Genomic DNA, 15,751 nt, shown 5'->3' on the forward strand with positions numbered 1-15,751 from the left:
AATATTTTTCATATTATCTAAGACTACATTTACAACTATTTCAATTTCTGATTTCGCAAACGCTGCGCCTACGCAATTATGAATACCTGATCCGAATGCAAGATGTCTTGCAGCACCACTAAATGCCTTTTTAATATCAAGATCCGGACGATAAATGTTGAATTCATCAGGTCTTTCAAATGCATTAGGGTCACGGTTCGCTGCACCAATCATACAAAATACCGTAGTTCCTTTGGATAGTTGGATACCACTTATTTCCGTATCTTTTGACAATTGACGTGGGATCAATTGCACTGGTGGATTGTAACGTAAAGTTTCTGCAATAGCTAATGGTACTAATGAACGATCACTTAATACATCTTGCAGTTGTTTCGGTTGGTTAATTAAATTATAAATTAATAAAGCAAGAGTCTTATCACCAGGTTCTGTTGCAGCTAATAATATATTTAAAATCAATGCTAGAATATCAGTATCAGTCATAGCTATTCCTTCATATTTTGCACTGCATAATTTAGAAATTAAGTCTTCCTGTGGGTTTAATCTTCGCTCTTTAATTATTGGTTCTAAATAATTAGCTAACTGTTCACTGCACCAAAGAGAATGTTTTTTTGCCTCTGGTGGTTGATTTATACTGGTAATAAAGTCAGCTACACCGCTATGCCATTCTCCTATTTTCTTATGATCTTTCTTATCTAATCCAATCATATCCATTGTTACATAAACAGCAAATGTTCTGCCAAAATCATGAATTAAATCTATCTTTCCATTTGGAAGGTGTGGAAATAGTAAATCTTCTGCATTCTTTTTAATTAAAGGCATTAATTTTTGTAAAGCATCTCCCATAAAACTTCTTAAAACAATTTTTCTTTTCGCAACATGCTCTTTTCCACGCATTTGTGCTAATACTGGCCCACGCATTACCGGTTCAGCACGTTCAGCTAGCGATTTTGTTGTAAATGTATCTGTATCATTTAATATATTACGGACATCTTGATATCTGCTAATAAAATAACTATCAATCTCAGGTTCATAATGTACTGGATCATTCTGACGTAGGTATGAAAAATACTTATATGGATCTTCTTGAAATTCTTCTGATAATATATTTACCGATTGCACTGTATTTGACATATTACTTCCCCCTTGTATTGGATACTTAATATTTATTAAGATAAATATTCCATTTCTTGAACCATTAAATATCCTTGATTTGGTTTCATCTTGATAGAGAAATCATTTCTAACTATCTGTTCACCAAGTTCCCATGGTTTATGATAAATAAGTATAGTTTCTTGAGTTCCCAATATTTCAGCTCCGCCAATGAAAAATGGAAGTTCTGCAATGACATATTCTACTGCAATGTTTAGCATATCATTTGATATTTGGTCAATTTCTATATTGGTACCCCTTGCCCTACCTAGAATAGCTGCGTGTGACATTTCTAAGCAAGCATTTCGAAAATGAGTTTCGTTTAAAAAGTTATGTTCCGCTTCTGCCCTCATGCTGTTATATGCATAGTTGTCATTAAAATCAGAAAATGTATGGATTGCATTTACATCACCACCATGCTCTTTAAGCGCCTTTTCAGCTGATCTTCTATTTCGAGATACTTCTTTTCTAACTTTTCTTTCCGCCTTACCTTTTGGTGTTCCTAAAGCCTCAAGTAAATTTGCAGCTTCTTTTCCAGCTAATAAAACACTAACATCATCAAAAGTATGTAATGCCCATTTAATGAGTCTATTAATATATTCATCTGAAAATCTACTATTAAACGGACTAATACCTATTAATGCATGATTATTACGTTTAAATATTTCAGCACAATTAGAAGATAATGGGTGAGAACTAAACTCTCGAACATTTCTTATCGCTATAGCATTTGTCATACAATCATCCCTTTAAATAATTTTATCAATATAAACCGTTTTATTGATTTTAAATAACTGATAATATATCAAACTACATACAAAGGAGCTAGGATATCTTGATGTTATATAAGATTAATAAAAATAACACTAAACAAAAACCCTGTAAAATGTTCACCGGTGAACAAAACCAATTCTATATTGCCGCCGTTATTTTGTCAATATGTATTATTCAGAAAAAATAGACAAAATAAAACTTGAAATTTTGTACACAATTATGTAAAAATTAGCAATTTATAATGTATACAGTGGTATCGTTATCAAGCTAATTTTATGCAAATTCAAGTTTAGGTAATTGAAAGATTTGAATATGAAATACAACCGAACGGGTTTCACTATTAAACTAAGAAAGTGAATTTTATCAATCCGAGGTTTTCTTTTACATATTGACTAGTATAGGATAAAAAGGTTATCAAATGCCGAACGGAACTCTCAGCAGATGATAACCTTTTGAAATAGTGTATCAATGATTTAAATAGCTACTTACAAATATATCATTGAGTCACTCCAAATGCATTGATTTCAGCCGCACTTGTCCATGGATTATTGTTTACCTCGCTTAATGCACGTAGTTTAATATAACGACCTGTCTTGTTTGCAAGTTGTTGAAGAATATGTAGAGATTCACCAAAGAAGTGAAATTCATCTCGAATCGATAAATACATAGAAAAATGCCATCCTTTCCTATAATTCTGTAAAAAGAATAGCGCATTTTTCATTTAAAAGGTACTATATAAAGAGACTTCACCCTTTCGACTTACCATGTACTTCAACGACTACTAGCTACTTCCTAAACGTTGTTCCTCATTTACTAATATATTTATGCTTTTTTTAAATTTGCAAAGGACCAACAATATTTTCATATTACTTATTATCCATTATTGGCTGGATTCTCTCCTGAATTCCCATCATTACTTGGTTGCATTGGCGTTCCATGACCCTCCCCACTGTTTGGCGGCTTTGTATTTCCTTCGCCACTACCGTTGTTTGGCTCACTTTGCTTTTGATCTTCTGGTTTCTTTAATTCTTCTTGTTTCTTTTGCTTTTCTTTTTGCTTATTTTCATTTGGCTGTTCAGTCGTATTGGCTATTTTCGCATTTGGAGAAGTATCACGCTTCTCACCTTTAATACGTAATTCACTATCTTCTTGAACCACACTGTTCGGCATTTTAAATTGCGTTTTATCTGTAGCAAACTTACTCATCATTTCTTTAAAAATCAATTGAGCAATTTTCGTATTTTTACTACTAATATAATCATCTTTACTATCCTTTGTATATCCGGTCCATACAGCCATCGTATATTGTGGTGTATAACCAGCAAACCAACTATCACGATTAGCACTTTCTGGTAGATTATATTGTGCTATTTGTTCTAAAGAATAGCTTGTTGTCCCTGTTTTACCGGCTACATCTAAAGAACCTATATTAGTTGCTGTACCAAATCCAGATGAAACAAAAGTACGAAGCATATCAGTAATCATATATGCTGTAGAATCCTTCATAACTCGTTTTGGCTTTTGCTCAAAGCTTTTTGATTTACCATCTGGATAAACGATTTTCTTAACAAAATGTGGTTTCGTGTACTTACCATCATTACCAAATGCCGCATAAGCGCCTGCAATTTCAGTTGGTGACGCTTCATTTGTACCAATCGCTGTTGATTCGGTCGGTGCTACATTAAATGTAATACCTAGCTTTTCAGAGAAAGCTTTTGATTTATTAATTCCTACTTCTTTTGCAGTTTTAATAGCCGGGATATTTCGGGAAGTTTTCAATGCATCACGCATTGTAATTGGTCCTAAATGCTTTCTATCTGCATTTCTAACTTCTTGTCCTGTTGAATACTTATATGGAGAGTCATCAATTTGATGGTAAGTAGCCCATTTTAAATATTCAATTGCAGGAGCGTAATCAAAAATTGGTTTCATCGTGGAACCTGCTGAGCGATTTAATTCAATTGCAATATTATGTCCTTTAAAAACAGCTTTATTTTCACCACGTCCACTACCAATTGCACGTACTTCTCCTGTTTTCGTATCCATAAATGTGAAAGCCCCTTGGAATTTCTCACTTGGATAATTAATAATACCGCTATTTAAAAGCTTGTCCGCAAAATCCTGTGCCTTTGGATCTAATGTTGTATAAATTTCTAAACCGTCAGATCCAATATTTGCATCTGGCATTTCTTTTTCAACTTCTTTCACAACCGCATCCATAAAAACAGGATATGGCATTTCTTTTTGTTCAGTTGCTTTCTTAAGTCCTTCTGTTACTGGAATTTTTGATGCGTCTTCCATTTCCTTTTTTGTAATATAACCATGTCGATTCATTAATTGAAGTACAACATTTCTTCTTTCTGTTGCTTTTTTGATATTTTGTTCTTTCGTTGGATCATAGTTATTAGGCGCTTTCATTAAGCCAGCAAGCATTGCAACTTCTGGTAGTGTTAAATCTCTCAATTCCTTACCATAGTAATTTTGTACTGCTGTTGCAATTCCGTATGAACGGTTACCTAAGTAAACTTTATTTATGTCCCCAAATAAAAAAGTTCTTTACTAATAATTATAGAAATTCTATATTTCTTGACTAAGTAAAGAACTTTTTTACTCATTATTTCAAGAGAAAATTAGGTCTAAAGTTTAATTTGAGTAAAGATCTTTTTTCTTTTGGATTTTTATGCTTCATATTTTTTAAACAATTACAATACCTGACATAAAAAGTACCTTCATCTATAAAAGAGTATTCTTTTACCTGTAAGTTGTAAAACGTACCTTATGGCTTACGAAATATTAATGATAAATAATTTTCCCAGCCCAAAATAACCTAAAATATCGAATCTTCCTTTATATACTTTTATCTATTTTAAATAAGATAATATCAATTTCGATGTATTTATTACTACTCCTTTATGAATCAGTATCTTTTTATATAATTACATTTTTAGAATCCTGTTTTCTTACATAGTAAAAAACAAAGCAATCGCTGGACACGATCGCTTTGTTTTTTCTATTCATATCGTAGTGCTTGAATTGGGTCAAGTTTAGACGCTTTATTCGCCGGAAATACACCGAATACAACTCCAACTAATAAAGAGAAAACAGATGATAACAGCATAACGGGTATGGAATACGCTATTGTTGTACCTGTCGCTAACGTAAATATTTGTGCACTAATTATCCCAATCCCGATTCCAATTATTCCACCGAATGAACTTAACACAACTGCTTCGATAAGGAATTGAAGCAGAATGTTTTTACGTTTTGCTCCAATTGCTTTTCTAATGCCTATTTCTTTCGTACGTTCTGAAACTGATACGAGCATAATGTTCATAATGCCAATCCCGCCTACAATAAGAGAAATTGCTGCACTTCCGCCTAGCATTAATGTCATCGTATCATTGACAGATGATGCAGTTTCCATTAAATCTTTTGGACTTGATACGCTATAACTATCTGTATCACCTATGATTGAATTCATCGTTCTTTCAATTCGGTTCGATATGAAATTAATCATATCTTCATTTTCTACCTTCACATATGTTGTCCCAACATTCTTAGTGGCAGCTAAACGCTGTCCGGTGCTAAGCGGAACAATAATCGTACTATCTCCGCTTGTTCCTAAAGAACTTCCCACTGATTCAAGAACTCCAACAACTTTATAAGACGTTCCGTTTACCTTTACTGATTTACCGACCGGGTCTCCTAAACCGAATAATGTTTGTGCTGTGCTTGCACCAAGTACAGCAATTTTTGAATGATTCCCCTGATCTAGGTCTGCAATGAAGCGTCCAGATTGCAGTTTTAAATCACGGACGTCTAAGTACGAAGAAGTTGTTCCAATCATTGATACTTGTGTATTCGTTTTTTCATGTTTCACTGTTACTCTTCCTGATACTGTCGGTGCAATAGCTTTAATACCATCGATATCCTGAATTTGTTTTGTATCTTTTTCTTTAAATGTAGCATCTGAATCCGTAATCGATACCGTTAATACATTTGTACCTAAGTTGCCAATTTGATCTTGTACCTCTTTTGTCGATCCTTGTCCTATCGCAACCATGACTATAACAGAGGATACACCGATAATAATCCCAAGCATCGTTAAAAATGCTCGAATTTTATTTGCTCTAATGCTTTTCAGTGCCATTTTGAATGTTTGCAAACCATTCACCTCCATTCTCATAGAGCTGTCCATCGTGAATCCGAACGACGCGGCTTGCTTTCTTTGCAACATCTAAATCATGCGTAATCAGAATAATGGTGTGCCCTTGCTCATTTAATGCATTCATAATTCCTAATATTTCTTTACTCGTTTTACTATCAAGTGCTCCGGTCGGTTCATCTGCTAGTAGAATAGGAGGATGTCCAGCCAACGCACGTGCTATTGCGACACGTTGCTGCTGCCCACCAGACAATTGAGAAGGCAAATGATTCGCTCTATCTGCCAACCCTACTTTTCGTAATGCTTCTAATGCCGTTTCTCTTCGTTCTCCCGCTTTCATGCCTCGGTAAATGAGTGGAAGCTCTACATTCTCAACTGCTGTAAGTTTCGCTATCAGGTTGAAATTTTGAAATATAAAACCTATTTTTTCATTTCGAATCGTCGCCAGCTCAGAGCTTTTCATTTTCCCTATCTCTTCATTATCTAGTAAGTATTCACCTGAATCCGGTCGATCTAAGCATCCAATCATGTTCATAAATGTTGATTTCCCAGAGCCTGATGGTCCTATGATAGAGATAAAATCGCCCTTTTGAATGTCGAGGGAAACACTTTTTAGAGCCATTACTGTTTCGCCACCAAGTTCATAGACTTTCTTCATGTTCTTTATTTGAATAATTGGCTCTACCATAACATTAACGCCCTCCTTGTCCGCCACCAGCTGGAGCTCCGCCGTTAGATCTTCCTCCAAATTCACCACCAGGTCTTCCTTGGAAATTGCCGCCACCAAATCCTCCTTGAGAGTTTCCTCCAGGCATCATCATAGGTCCTTGAGAAGAATTCCCTTTAGATTGAACTCTCGGTATTTGCACCGTATCTCCTTTTGCTAATCCTTTTGTAATTTCTACATGCGTATCATTTGAAATACCAGTTTCTACTGTTACTTTTTTTGTTGACTGCGCTACATCGTCTGAAGATGTAGGAACTAGTACATATTTTTCATTTCCGTTTGTATGCACCGCTTCTACTGGGACATATAATGCGCCTTCTTTACTTTCTATTGAGATACTTGCTTCTGTTGACATACCAATCTTCATATTTTTCGGATCTTCAATTTGTACAGTTACGTCAAATGTAGAAACGCCTTTGTCCGCTGTTCCTTTTGCTGCTACATTTGTTACCTTTCCGCTGAATGTTTCATCTCCGAATGCACTTGCTGTTATTTTTACCGCTTGACCTTCTTTTACTTTCGGTACATCTAATTCATCAACACTAATCGTTGTTTGCAAAGCGTTGTAGTTTGTTATGTGTGCAATTGGATCCGCAGCTTGTACAGAATCACCGCTTGCAACAGAAAGGCTTGTAATTGTCCCCGTTACTGGGGCTTGCAAAATACTTCCATCTGTAAAGGTTACAAGTGTTGCACCTGCCTCTACAACATCACCTTCTTTTACACTGACACTATCGGCTGTCAAACCATTTCCGCCACTTGCTTTATCTGAATTTGCACTATTGTTCCCTCTCGTTACAGGTGATGTATATCCATCTGCATCCTTCATACGAAGAAGAATTGTTCCTTGTGACGCTTTACCGCCTTTTTTCACACTAACTGATTGAATTTCCCCGTCATATGGAGCTGTAACGACAGCACCATTTTTAAAGGTTACAAGCGTGTCACCTTTTTTCACTGTATCTCCAGCCGCTACACTTATAGTATCAACAATAAGAATTGTATCTTTCGCTGTTACATCTTGATCTGTATTTGCTGTAACCGAACCCGAACCACTAACTGCTACCTCCAGTTTTCCTTGTTGTACTGTCGTTGTTTGAGAAGTTGCCACAACACCTTGTGTTTTATCTGTTTTATGGAGAAAGAACCAAGCGCTCGCTCCTCCTATTACAACAATAATTGTTGAAATAATAATCCACTTTTTCAAATCTCTATTCCCCTCTCTATTGCTCTGTTTGTCCTGATTGTTCTTGATTCGGCTGGAATTGACCGTTACCATTACCCGGGAACATCTTATCGCGCCCTCTTGAGCCCATCTCTGAAAAGTCCGGACTTTTACTCTGTTTATAAGCTACATAACCTACTCCGATAGCTGCACACGTACTAATCCCCAAGTTTACTATGAGTAAAATTTGTATTAACTTTTGTTTCGTTTGTTCCATTTTTTACTCCACCTCGTATATGTTTTTGGTAAACCTATTGTGACTTTCGTTCCTTAACTTTTTCTTAAAAGTTCAACCTTACATGTAAAACCTCTTACGAAAGTTTTTTTGTAATAAAAAACCAAAAGATTAACTACACGATTTCACTGCAAAAGTTTATATAGTTTAGACAAGTAAGAACTCCCTCAATGAAACAGAGGAAGTCTTTGCTAATTCCACACATTAAATCTATATAATAATATAAAACAATTCACCACATCCCATCTTAATTCACTGGTTTAGTGTGGGAAGTATGAAACACCCAATACTTCGATCCTACATAGTTTATTAAGCTACCAATCAAAGTTGCAGTCACTTTAGAGACAATCAACGACTGCTCCAAGGTATCATACATACTTCTTAGTATTAGAGATACTACAATAAGACTTAAAAGATTAACACAAATGAATTTAGATGCTTCTACTGCAACTCGACTTTTCTCTTGTTTAAATGTCCAAACCCTATTTAGTAAGTAACTGTTAGCAACACCACAACAATAGGAGATTGATTGCGCAAGTAATATGGGCACGTCCCCCATGACAAGTAATGAAAAGATTACTATATCTATGCCCGTATTCAGTATACCTACTATTAAAAACTTAAAAATTCGTATTAAATCTTCATTCATACGCTGTCTCATGTCGGATTGCTAATTTTTCATTTTCCTGTTCCCCATAAAACTCTCGAACAATATATAGAGGTCTCCCTTTTGTTTCATCATAAATCCGCCCAATATATTCACCAATAACGCCTAGCATAAATAGCATAAAGACATTAAAAATTAGCATAATACTAATGATAGAAGGCCACCCTTTCATGGTTGCTTCAGTAAATAAAGTAAGGTATAGCACATATATAAAGTATAGAAAGCCTGAGCTAGAAAGAAGTAAACCCGAATAAATTGCTAACTTCAAAGGTTTATAAGAGAAAGACAGAATTCCATCTAAGCATAGCTTTACCATTCGTTTAAGGGGATACTTGGTTTCACCTGCTACTCTTTCATCTCGAACATACTCAATCGCTATTTGACGAAAGCCGATCCAACTAACTAATCCTCTAACAAATCTATTATTTTCGTTTATCTTTCTCATTTCTTTACATACCTTTTGATCCATAAGGCGAAAATCTCCCGTATCTACTGGTATATCAATATCTGTGGAGGCGCGAAGCACGCGATAAAACGTGCTTGCCGACCATTTTTTAAACCATGTTTCACCCTTACGCTTCATTCGCTTAGCGTAGACTACTTCATACCCCTCTTTCCATTTTTCAATCATTTGCAGAATTAGCTCTGGTGGGTCTTGCAAATCAGCATCAATAATGATAACTGCATCTCCATTTGCATAATCCATACCAGCTGTAATTGCAATTTGGTGACCAAAATTCCGTGAAAAATCGATAAGTTTTACTGTCTTATCACCTATCATAAATTGCTTTATAATATCCGCACATTTGTCTTGGCTTCCATCGATAATAAATATTAATTCATACGTACCATTTGCATCTTTCATGACCCTTTTCAGTCTTCGATATGTTTCTTCAATAACAGCTTCTTCGTTATACATGGGGATGATTATTGAATAACATATATTGTTTCCCACTCTAACCACTCCTTTACAAAGTTACTTTATATAAAGTATTTGAGCGCCCAGGACCACCCATATTCATACCTTCTTTTCCACCAGTTTGTTTTGTCTGCCACTCATCAGAAGGTATTTTCTCACCATTTTCTTGAATCCATTTTGTTACTTCAGAACTTCCCCCTCTCATTCCTTCATTTGAAATAAGGAAGTACTTTATTTTCCCACTTACAACTAACTCTTTTAATTCCACAACAGAATACACTGGATCTGAACCAGAAAAACCACCCATCGTTATTACTGATTCCCCCTTATCTATAATGTAAGGAGCTGCGGTTTGATAACTTGTTGTAGCAAATAAGTATTGTTCACCGGTATTATTTTTCTTTAAATATGAAAAAGTTTTATCATCTAAACTCTCGTTATCCATACCTCCTGGCTTGCTTCCTGGTAATCCTGAAGATTTTTTACTAGGGTTTGGGATTTGCATGTGATCTTCTGGTGAAGCAGAATCTTTTTCAATATATTCCCGTTCAGTTGGAAGTCCGTTACCACCGGGTCCTCCTTGTCCAGAAAATCCAGGCATTGCTCCTGGAAAAGCTGCTTTACCATCAGCTGAACTTGGGCCCGCTTGTGGGAGCATACTATTTCCACCATATGTAATCGGCGTAGCAGCCCAATACAATGGTCCGATGAATAATATAAGTAATCCTGCAATATGCAGCGTAAAAGGTAATACAATCTTCTTATACTTGAACAAAACAAGTACAAAAGTCATGATAATTCCGGCTACTGCTATACAAAGTGGCCACTCAGCTCCAATGACATCACTGTAAGGATGCATGATATACCATTGGAAACCTGCTGTTCCTACAACTGCAATTGGCAATAACCAAGACTTCCAGCCAGTATTATTCTTATAATCCTCAAAAAGCTGTGTTGAACCAGCTCCAAATAGAGCTGCAATAGGAGCCGCAAGCATTATTAAATAATAGTGATGGAAAAATCCTGCAATACTGAAAAATACCATAACTGGAATTAACCATGCGAGCCAAAAGACAGCTTCTTTATGTTTTAAAGTTATATTATTTCTTTTTACACTAGCCAATAAACTAATACTAGCAATAATAATAAACGGTAACAGCCAACTAGCCTGGCCAGATAACTCAGACTGGAATAGACGGAACGGCCCTTTTTCTCCAGTTCCAAACATACCGCCTGCCATGCCACCTGGACCACCATTATTACCTGTCGGTGGACCATCCCCTTTGTTTATTTGAAATCCTTGACTATTATCACCATTTCCTTGTGGTAAATTAGCTCCATTTTGATTATTATCTTTCTGTACTACTTCATTGTTACCTTCAGGTGTTTGAGATTGATCATTTTCATTAGGCATTCCTTTATCTGCTGGAACTTCCTGTTTACCATTCTCAGCACCATCATTTGGCATTCCCCACATATTATTTTGAGGCGATTGTTGATGTTCCTTCGCACCAGGTACTCCCTGATTCCCAGTAAGACGTGATATACCATTGTAACCAAATGCTAATTCTAAAACTGAATTTGTTTCACTGCTTCCGATATACGGACGTTTGTTTTCAGGAATACTGTCTACAATTACCGCCCAAGAAAGAGAAATAACGAGCATGATAGCTGTTGCACCAGTAAGGAAACCAATCTTTTTTTTCCAGTTTACTTTCGCAGCTAAAAGATAAAAGAGATAAAAAGCAGGCAGTATCATATATGCTTGTAGCATCTTCATATTAAAAGCTATCCCAATTACCGCGAAAGATCCTAAAAGACTCCAAACACTTTCACGCTTCACACTTTTAAACAAGAGCCAAGTAGCTAACAAAAGAGTAAATACAAGCATGCTATCAATGTTATTTGTTCGACTCACTGCAGCTGCAATTGGTGTGCATGCAAAGGCTAAGGCACTAAGACGTGCAGCAACTACACCAAAAGAAGGTTTAACTAAAAAATAAATTAACAATACAGATCCTATCCCTGCCAATGCTTGAGGTAGAATTACACTCCAGCCGTGCAGCCCAAAAATATAGGCACTAATTGTTTGAATCCAAAATGCAACAGGTGGTTTATCTACCGTTACAGACCCAGCTGAATCGAGGGAACCAAAAAAGAAATTATGAAAGTTTTGCAGCATACTTGCCACTGCAGTCGTATAATAAGTATTCACATAATGATCCGTCCAAATATTATAGCCATTTAGAAAAAGTGCTAACAAGACTATGAATATTAGAGGAATATCCAATCGCTTTTTCAATTGTAAAAACATAGAATTACAACTCCTTAATCATTTTATAAAGTTAACTAGGCCTTAAATGTATTATCTTTCTTCTATCTGAAGTGAACTTGAAAGTAAGCTGAAAGTTTCCTGAATACATGAAATATCTTTCGTATGAAAAGAGAAAATGACAAAAAAATAAAAAACTACCAGGTATTTAAATGACTTTCAGCAAATTTTAAGCATAATCGTAGATACTAATAATAAGGAAGAAAAAGGAGGCATAGATTATGAACTCTCTTAAAGGGGTTAAAATATTAATAGTAGATGATGAACCACATATTTTACAGTTTTTAGAGATCGGGTTAATGAACGAAGGATATGTAGTAAAAAAAGCGACGGATGGAATAAGTGCCATGAATTTAGTACAAGAATTTGAGCCACATGTGGCCATCTTAGATGTAATGATGCCTGGTACAGATGGGTTTGAAGTATGCCGAATGATAAAAAAAAGTGGTGCTCTTACTTCTGTGATTATGCTTACTGCAAAAGACGAAGTAGATGATCGAGTGAAAGGATTAACATTAGGTGCAGACGATTATGTGATTAAACCTTTCAGTTTTGATGAATTACTTGCCCGTATACACGCACGTCTTCGTAATCAGTTTCCTAATTTATTCAGTGAGATTATTTATGGTCCTTTTAAGGTAGATGATCGTAGAAAAGAAATACGATTTAAAGATGAAATTTTGGAACTTTCTCCTACTGAATATGAACTACTTAAATATATTGTAATTAACCATGGGATTGTACTAAGTAAGGGTGTGATACTTGATAAAGTATGGGGATATGATTTTCAAGGAGATGAAAATATTGTGGAAGTGTATATTCGTTCACTCCGGGAAAAATTGAAAGATAAAGAACACCGACTCATTCGCACAATTAGGGGATCGGGGTATCGCGTGGATCTACCATGATGAAAATAATCCAGTTCTTGAAAAACAAAAAACTAATGTCTCGTTCCTTACGAAAGCAACTTTTAACTCGAACATTATTTATTTTATCTCTTATTCTTTTGAGTATTGGCCTTTTACAATTTTGGGTAATGAAAGACTTCTTGTATAAAAATGAAGCCGAGACATTACGAGCGAAGATGATGTCTTTACCACCAGAATTAGATTTACTTCCTTTTAACTCAGAAAATAATGAAAAAAAACATCCTGATCCTAATCGACCAAGATTTCTGTTTTCACAAGATATTTCACTTGCAACTATCGGACAAGCTGGTGATTATAAGGATTTCGCAGAGAGTACGGGCATGTCCTCGCCAAAGTTATCTAGTAAAGAGTATGAAAAAATATTAGAACAGTTCTCGAATCGTAAACAAGTAACCTATAAAGTAGTACGTAATAAAGAGGGGATTGAGCAATTAATTGTTTTCAAACCTATTCGGAGTCTTCCAAACGGTTCTGATGGAGATTTTAATCAAGTTCCTGATCAAATTCTTCAAATCGGAACAGTTATTGCTCCTTTACGCGATGTTCTATTTCAGCAATTACTAACATTCATTGTTCTATCTGTACTAGCTTTACTTATCGGTTTAGCGCTATATTTACCCGTTCTAAAAAATACATTGATTCCTCTTTCTAACATTGTAAATGCAGTGAAAAATACGAATGCGGGGAATTTGGCTGAACGACTACCTACACACCAAGGGCAAGAAGAAGTTGACCAATTAGCTCTAGCATATAATGACATGTTGAAGCGATTAGAGGCATCCTTTCAATATGAAAGAGAAACAAAAGAGAAAATGAAACGTTTCATTGCCGATGCTTCTCATGAACTAAGAACACCACTTACATCTATTCATGGTTTCTTAGAAGTATTATTACGAGGCGCAGCTAATCGCCCTGAACAGCTTTATAACGCCTTAAACAGTATGCACGGCGAATCAAAACGCATTATAAAGTTAGTAGAAGATTTATTGTTTCTTGCAAAAATGGATCGTGAGCCTGGTCTACACTTATCGGAAGCCAATCTCACCAAACTTATCTGGCAGATGAAACCACAATTAAGCGTTTTAGGTGGAAATCGACAGATATCATATGATCTAACAGAAGGAGTGAAAGGCAATTATGATGCTAATAAAATCAAACAAATTATTTTAAACCTATTCCATAATGCCGTCCAACATACTGATTCGACTACAGGCAAAATAACAATTTCTTTAATGGTCTTAGAAAATCAAGTAGAAATATCCTTAAAGGACAATGGATCAGGCATAAAATTAAAAAACCTTCCTTATGTATTTGATCGTTTTTATAGAATTGATAATTCCAGAACAAGACAGCATGGTGGATCTGGTCTAGGGCTTGCAATTACTCAAACTATTACGCAAGCACATGGAGGAACAGTATCTGTAAAAAGTAAGTTTGGAGAAGGAACAACTTTTTATGTGTATCTACCTATAATTTCGCCATCACTAAAACAGTAATAAACCGGGGAGAATTACATTTCTCCCCGGTTTATTACTTCATGTATTCTTTTACTTTTTACAATAACATAGGAAAATCAGCTTTTCTTTTCTAAAACTGTCTTATGAAATTAAACTGATATAAACTTAGCTTGATGGTGATGGGGTAGACCTATATCCTCATCACCTTAAGAAAAATAAATGCCTGCAAAACGATAAAAGTGAACTTCGGTGCAAAAAAACACAAAATCTTTATTTAGGGGGTACTTTAAAATCTTATGTAATTTAAATGTTATTACCATATTGTATGTGCATTCATGCCATTTCCAAGGATTAGAATAAATATTGGGAATAAAACTGGCCCTAGTGTAAGAAGTAGATTAAAAAATATAAGAATTCTATATAACCAGGGATAATGTGGGTCATTTTGATTTGCAAATACTAAAATAACTAATGAAATTATGTTTGTTACATATAAAATTAGCATTAGAAACCAATAATTTGCCATTATACTAAGACTCCATGCTCCTAATAATTCGTGTATTATCCCAAAGGATATTCCTAATACTGCAAAAGAAAAGCAAATAACTGCTATTTTTTTCAAAAATTTAGTGAATGTTTTATCGTGAGTATTTTGAGAATATAAACTCATGATATTAAATAAAGATAAATATCCCATTATAATTCCTACTCCAGACAATAACAGGTCTCCATTTGACTTAAAAAAACAAAACAGCCCTGCTACAGAAAAAGCAAAGGAGATACATATTTTTTTAAAAACCGGATTCATTATACTTTCACACCCTCAAAAATAAAAAATCAATTTATAATCACTTCGTCGCTGTTAAATTCAAATTACCATTGTGTACCTGCTATTCATTAAAATCACATTTTACATCTGATTATTATATTTCAAAGATATAAAAGTGGTAATTTCCTATAAAGTTTAAAGAATACTATTTGGTTTAGGGTTTATGCATTCTTATCACGAAGGTAAAGAGACTTAAAAATTAACTAGAATTAATTATAATAAAGTTTACATTAACATAAGGTTAAAAGTATGTAAATATAATTAAATATAAATTAATTATATTTTGGGTTTAAAGAGGATTACGTATAATGGTAACACCCCATGCCCATCAAGCTAAGATTTT

The 15,751-nt window shown here is 34.9% G+C and carries 13 protein-coding genes and 1 pseudogene; 2 read left to right on the top strand and 12 right to left on the bottom strand.

Annotation, left to right across the window (positions count from 1 at the left end; genetic code table 11):
- The 11 genes and pseudogenes from N2V79_RS26955 to N2V79_RS27000 all read right to left on the bottom strand — a co-directional run.
- A partial coding sequence (locus N2V79_RS26955; protein WP_340720350.1) for a cytochrome P450, cyclodipeptide synthase-associated occupies positions 1 to 1,131 on the bottom strand: 1,131 nt, incomplete at its 3' end.
- Positions 1,132 to 1,166: 35 nt separating this feature from the next.
- Complete coding sequence (locus N2V79_RS26960) at positions 1,167 to 1,886, bottom strand: tRNA-dependent cyclodipeptide synthase (protein WP_340720351.1); 720 nt, start codon at positions 1,884 to 1,886, stop codon at positions 1,167 to 1,169.
- Positions 1,887 to 2,419: 533 nt separating this feature from the next.
- Complete coding sequence (locus N2V79_RS26965; protein WP_340720546.1) at positions 2,420 to 2,590, bottom strand: hypothetical protein; 171 nt, start codon at positions 2,588 to 2,590, stop codon at positions 2,420 to 2,422.
- 206 nt (positions 2,591 to 2,796) lie between these two features.
- Positions 2,797 to 4,458 (bottom strand): annotated as a pseudogene (locus tag N2V79_RS26970) (transglycosylase domain-containing protein); the annotation flags it as partial.
- A gap of 475 nt (positions 4,459 to 4,933) precedes the next feature.
- Entirely contained in the window at positions 4,934 to 6,088 is a 1,155-nt protein-coding gene (locus tag N2V79_RS26975) for an ABC transporter permease (protein ID WP_445661891.1), read from the bottom strand.
- Positions 6,054 to 6,776 (bottom strand): ABC transporter ATP-binding protein, encoded by a 723-nt coding sequence (locus tag N2V79_RS26980; protein WP_033699979.1) that lies wholly within the window; start codon positions 6,774 to 6,776, stop codon positions 6,054 to 6,056. The genes N2V79_RS26975 and N2V79_RS26980 overlap by 35 nt, the downstream gene beginning before the upstream one ends.
- A gap of 4 nt (positions 6,777 to 6,780) precedes the next feature.
- Entirely contained in the window at positions 6,781 to 8,022 is a 1,242-nt protein-coding gene (locus N2V79_RS26985; protein ID WP_088344719.1) for an efflux RND transporter periplasmic adaptor subunit, read from the bottom strand.
- A gap of 16 nt (positions 8,023 to 8,038) precedes the next feature.
- Positions 8,039 to 8,257 (bottom strand): hypothetical protein, encoded by a 219-nt coding sequence (locus tag N2V79_RS26990; RefSeq protein ID WP_048564053.1) that lies wholly within the window; start codon positions 8,255 to 8,257, stop codon positions 8,039 to 8,041.
- 265 nt (positions 8,258 to 8,522) lie between these two features.
- Positions 8,523 to 8,936 (bottom strand): GtrA family protein, encoded by a 414-nt coding sequence (locus tag N2V79_RS29285; RefSeq protein ID WP_445661892.1) that lies wholly within the window; start codon positions 8,934 to 8,936, stop codon positions 8,523 to 8,525.
- Positions 8,917 to 9,897: a glycosyltransferase family 2 protein gene (locus tag N2V79_RS26995; RefSeq protein ID WP_340720353.1), complete on the bottom strand. Its 981-nt coding sequence runs from the start codon at positions 9,895 to 9,897 to the stop codon at positions 8,917 to 8,919. The genes N2V79_RS29285 and N2V79_RS26995 overlap by 20 nt, the downstream gene beginning before the upstream one ends.
- Positions 9,898 to 9,910: 13 nt before the next feature.
- Positions 9,911 to 12,175: a glycosyltransferase family 39 protein gene (locus N2V79_RS27000; protein WP_340720354.1), complete on the bottom strand. Its 2,265-nt coding sequence runs from the start codon at positions 12,173 to 12,175 to the stop codon at positions 9,911 to 9,913.
- A gap of 239 nt (positions 12,176 to 12,414) precedes the next feature.
- On the opposite strand from N2V79_RS27000, the gene N2V79_RS27005 reads away from it, so the two are divergent.
- Both N2V79_RS27005 and N2V79_RS27010 read left to right on the top strand, forming a co-directional pair.
- Positions 12,415 to 13,101 carry a response regulator transcription factor gene (locus N2V79_RS27005; RefSeq protein ID WP_071724352.1) on the top strand — a complete coding sequence of 229 codons (687 nt, stop codon included), beginning with the start codon at positions 12,415 to 12,417 and terminating at the stop codon, positions 13,099 to 13,101.
- On the top strand, positions 13,098 to 14,618 hold the full coding sequence (locus N2V79_RS27010; protein ID WP_340720355.1) for a sensor histidine kinase: 1,521 nt from the start codon (positions 13,098 to 13,100) through the stop codon (positions 14,616 to 14,618). Before N2V79_RS27005 ends, N2V79_RS27010 begins: the two co-directional genes overlap by 4 nt.
- A gap of 274 nt (positions 14,619 to 14,892) precedes the next feature.
- Here N2V79_RS27010 and N2V79_RS27015 read toward each other — a convergent pair whose 3' ends face one another.
- Entirely contained in the window at positions 14,893 to 15,387 is a 495-nt protein-coding gene (locus tag N2V79_RS27015) for a DUF3902 family protein (RefSeq protein ID WP_071724350.1), read from the bottom strand.
- Between the last annotated feature and the right edge of the window lie 364 nt (positions 15,388 to 15,751).

It is taken from the genome of Bacillus sp. CH_70 (assembly GCF_038007045.1).
GTDB lineage: Bacteria > Bacillota > Bacilli > Bacillales > Bacillaceae_G > Bacillus_A > Bacillus_A cereus.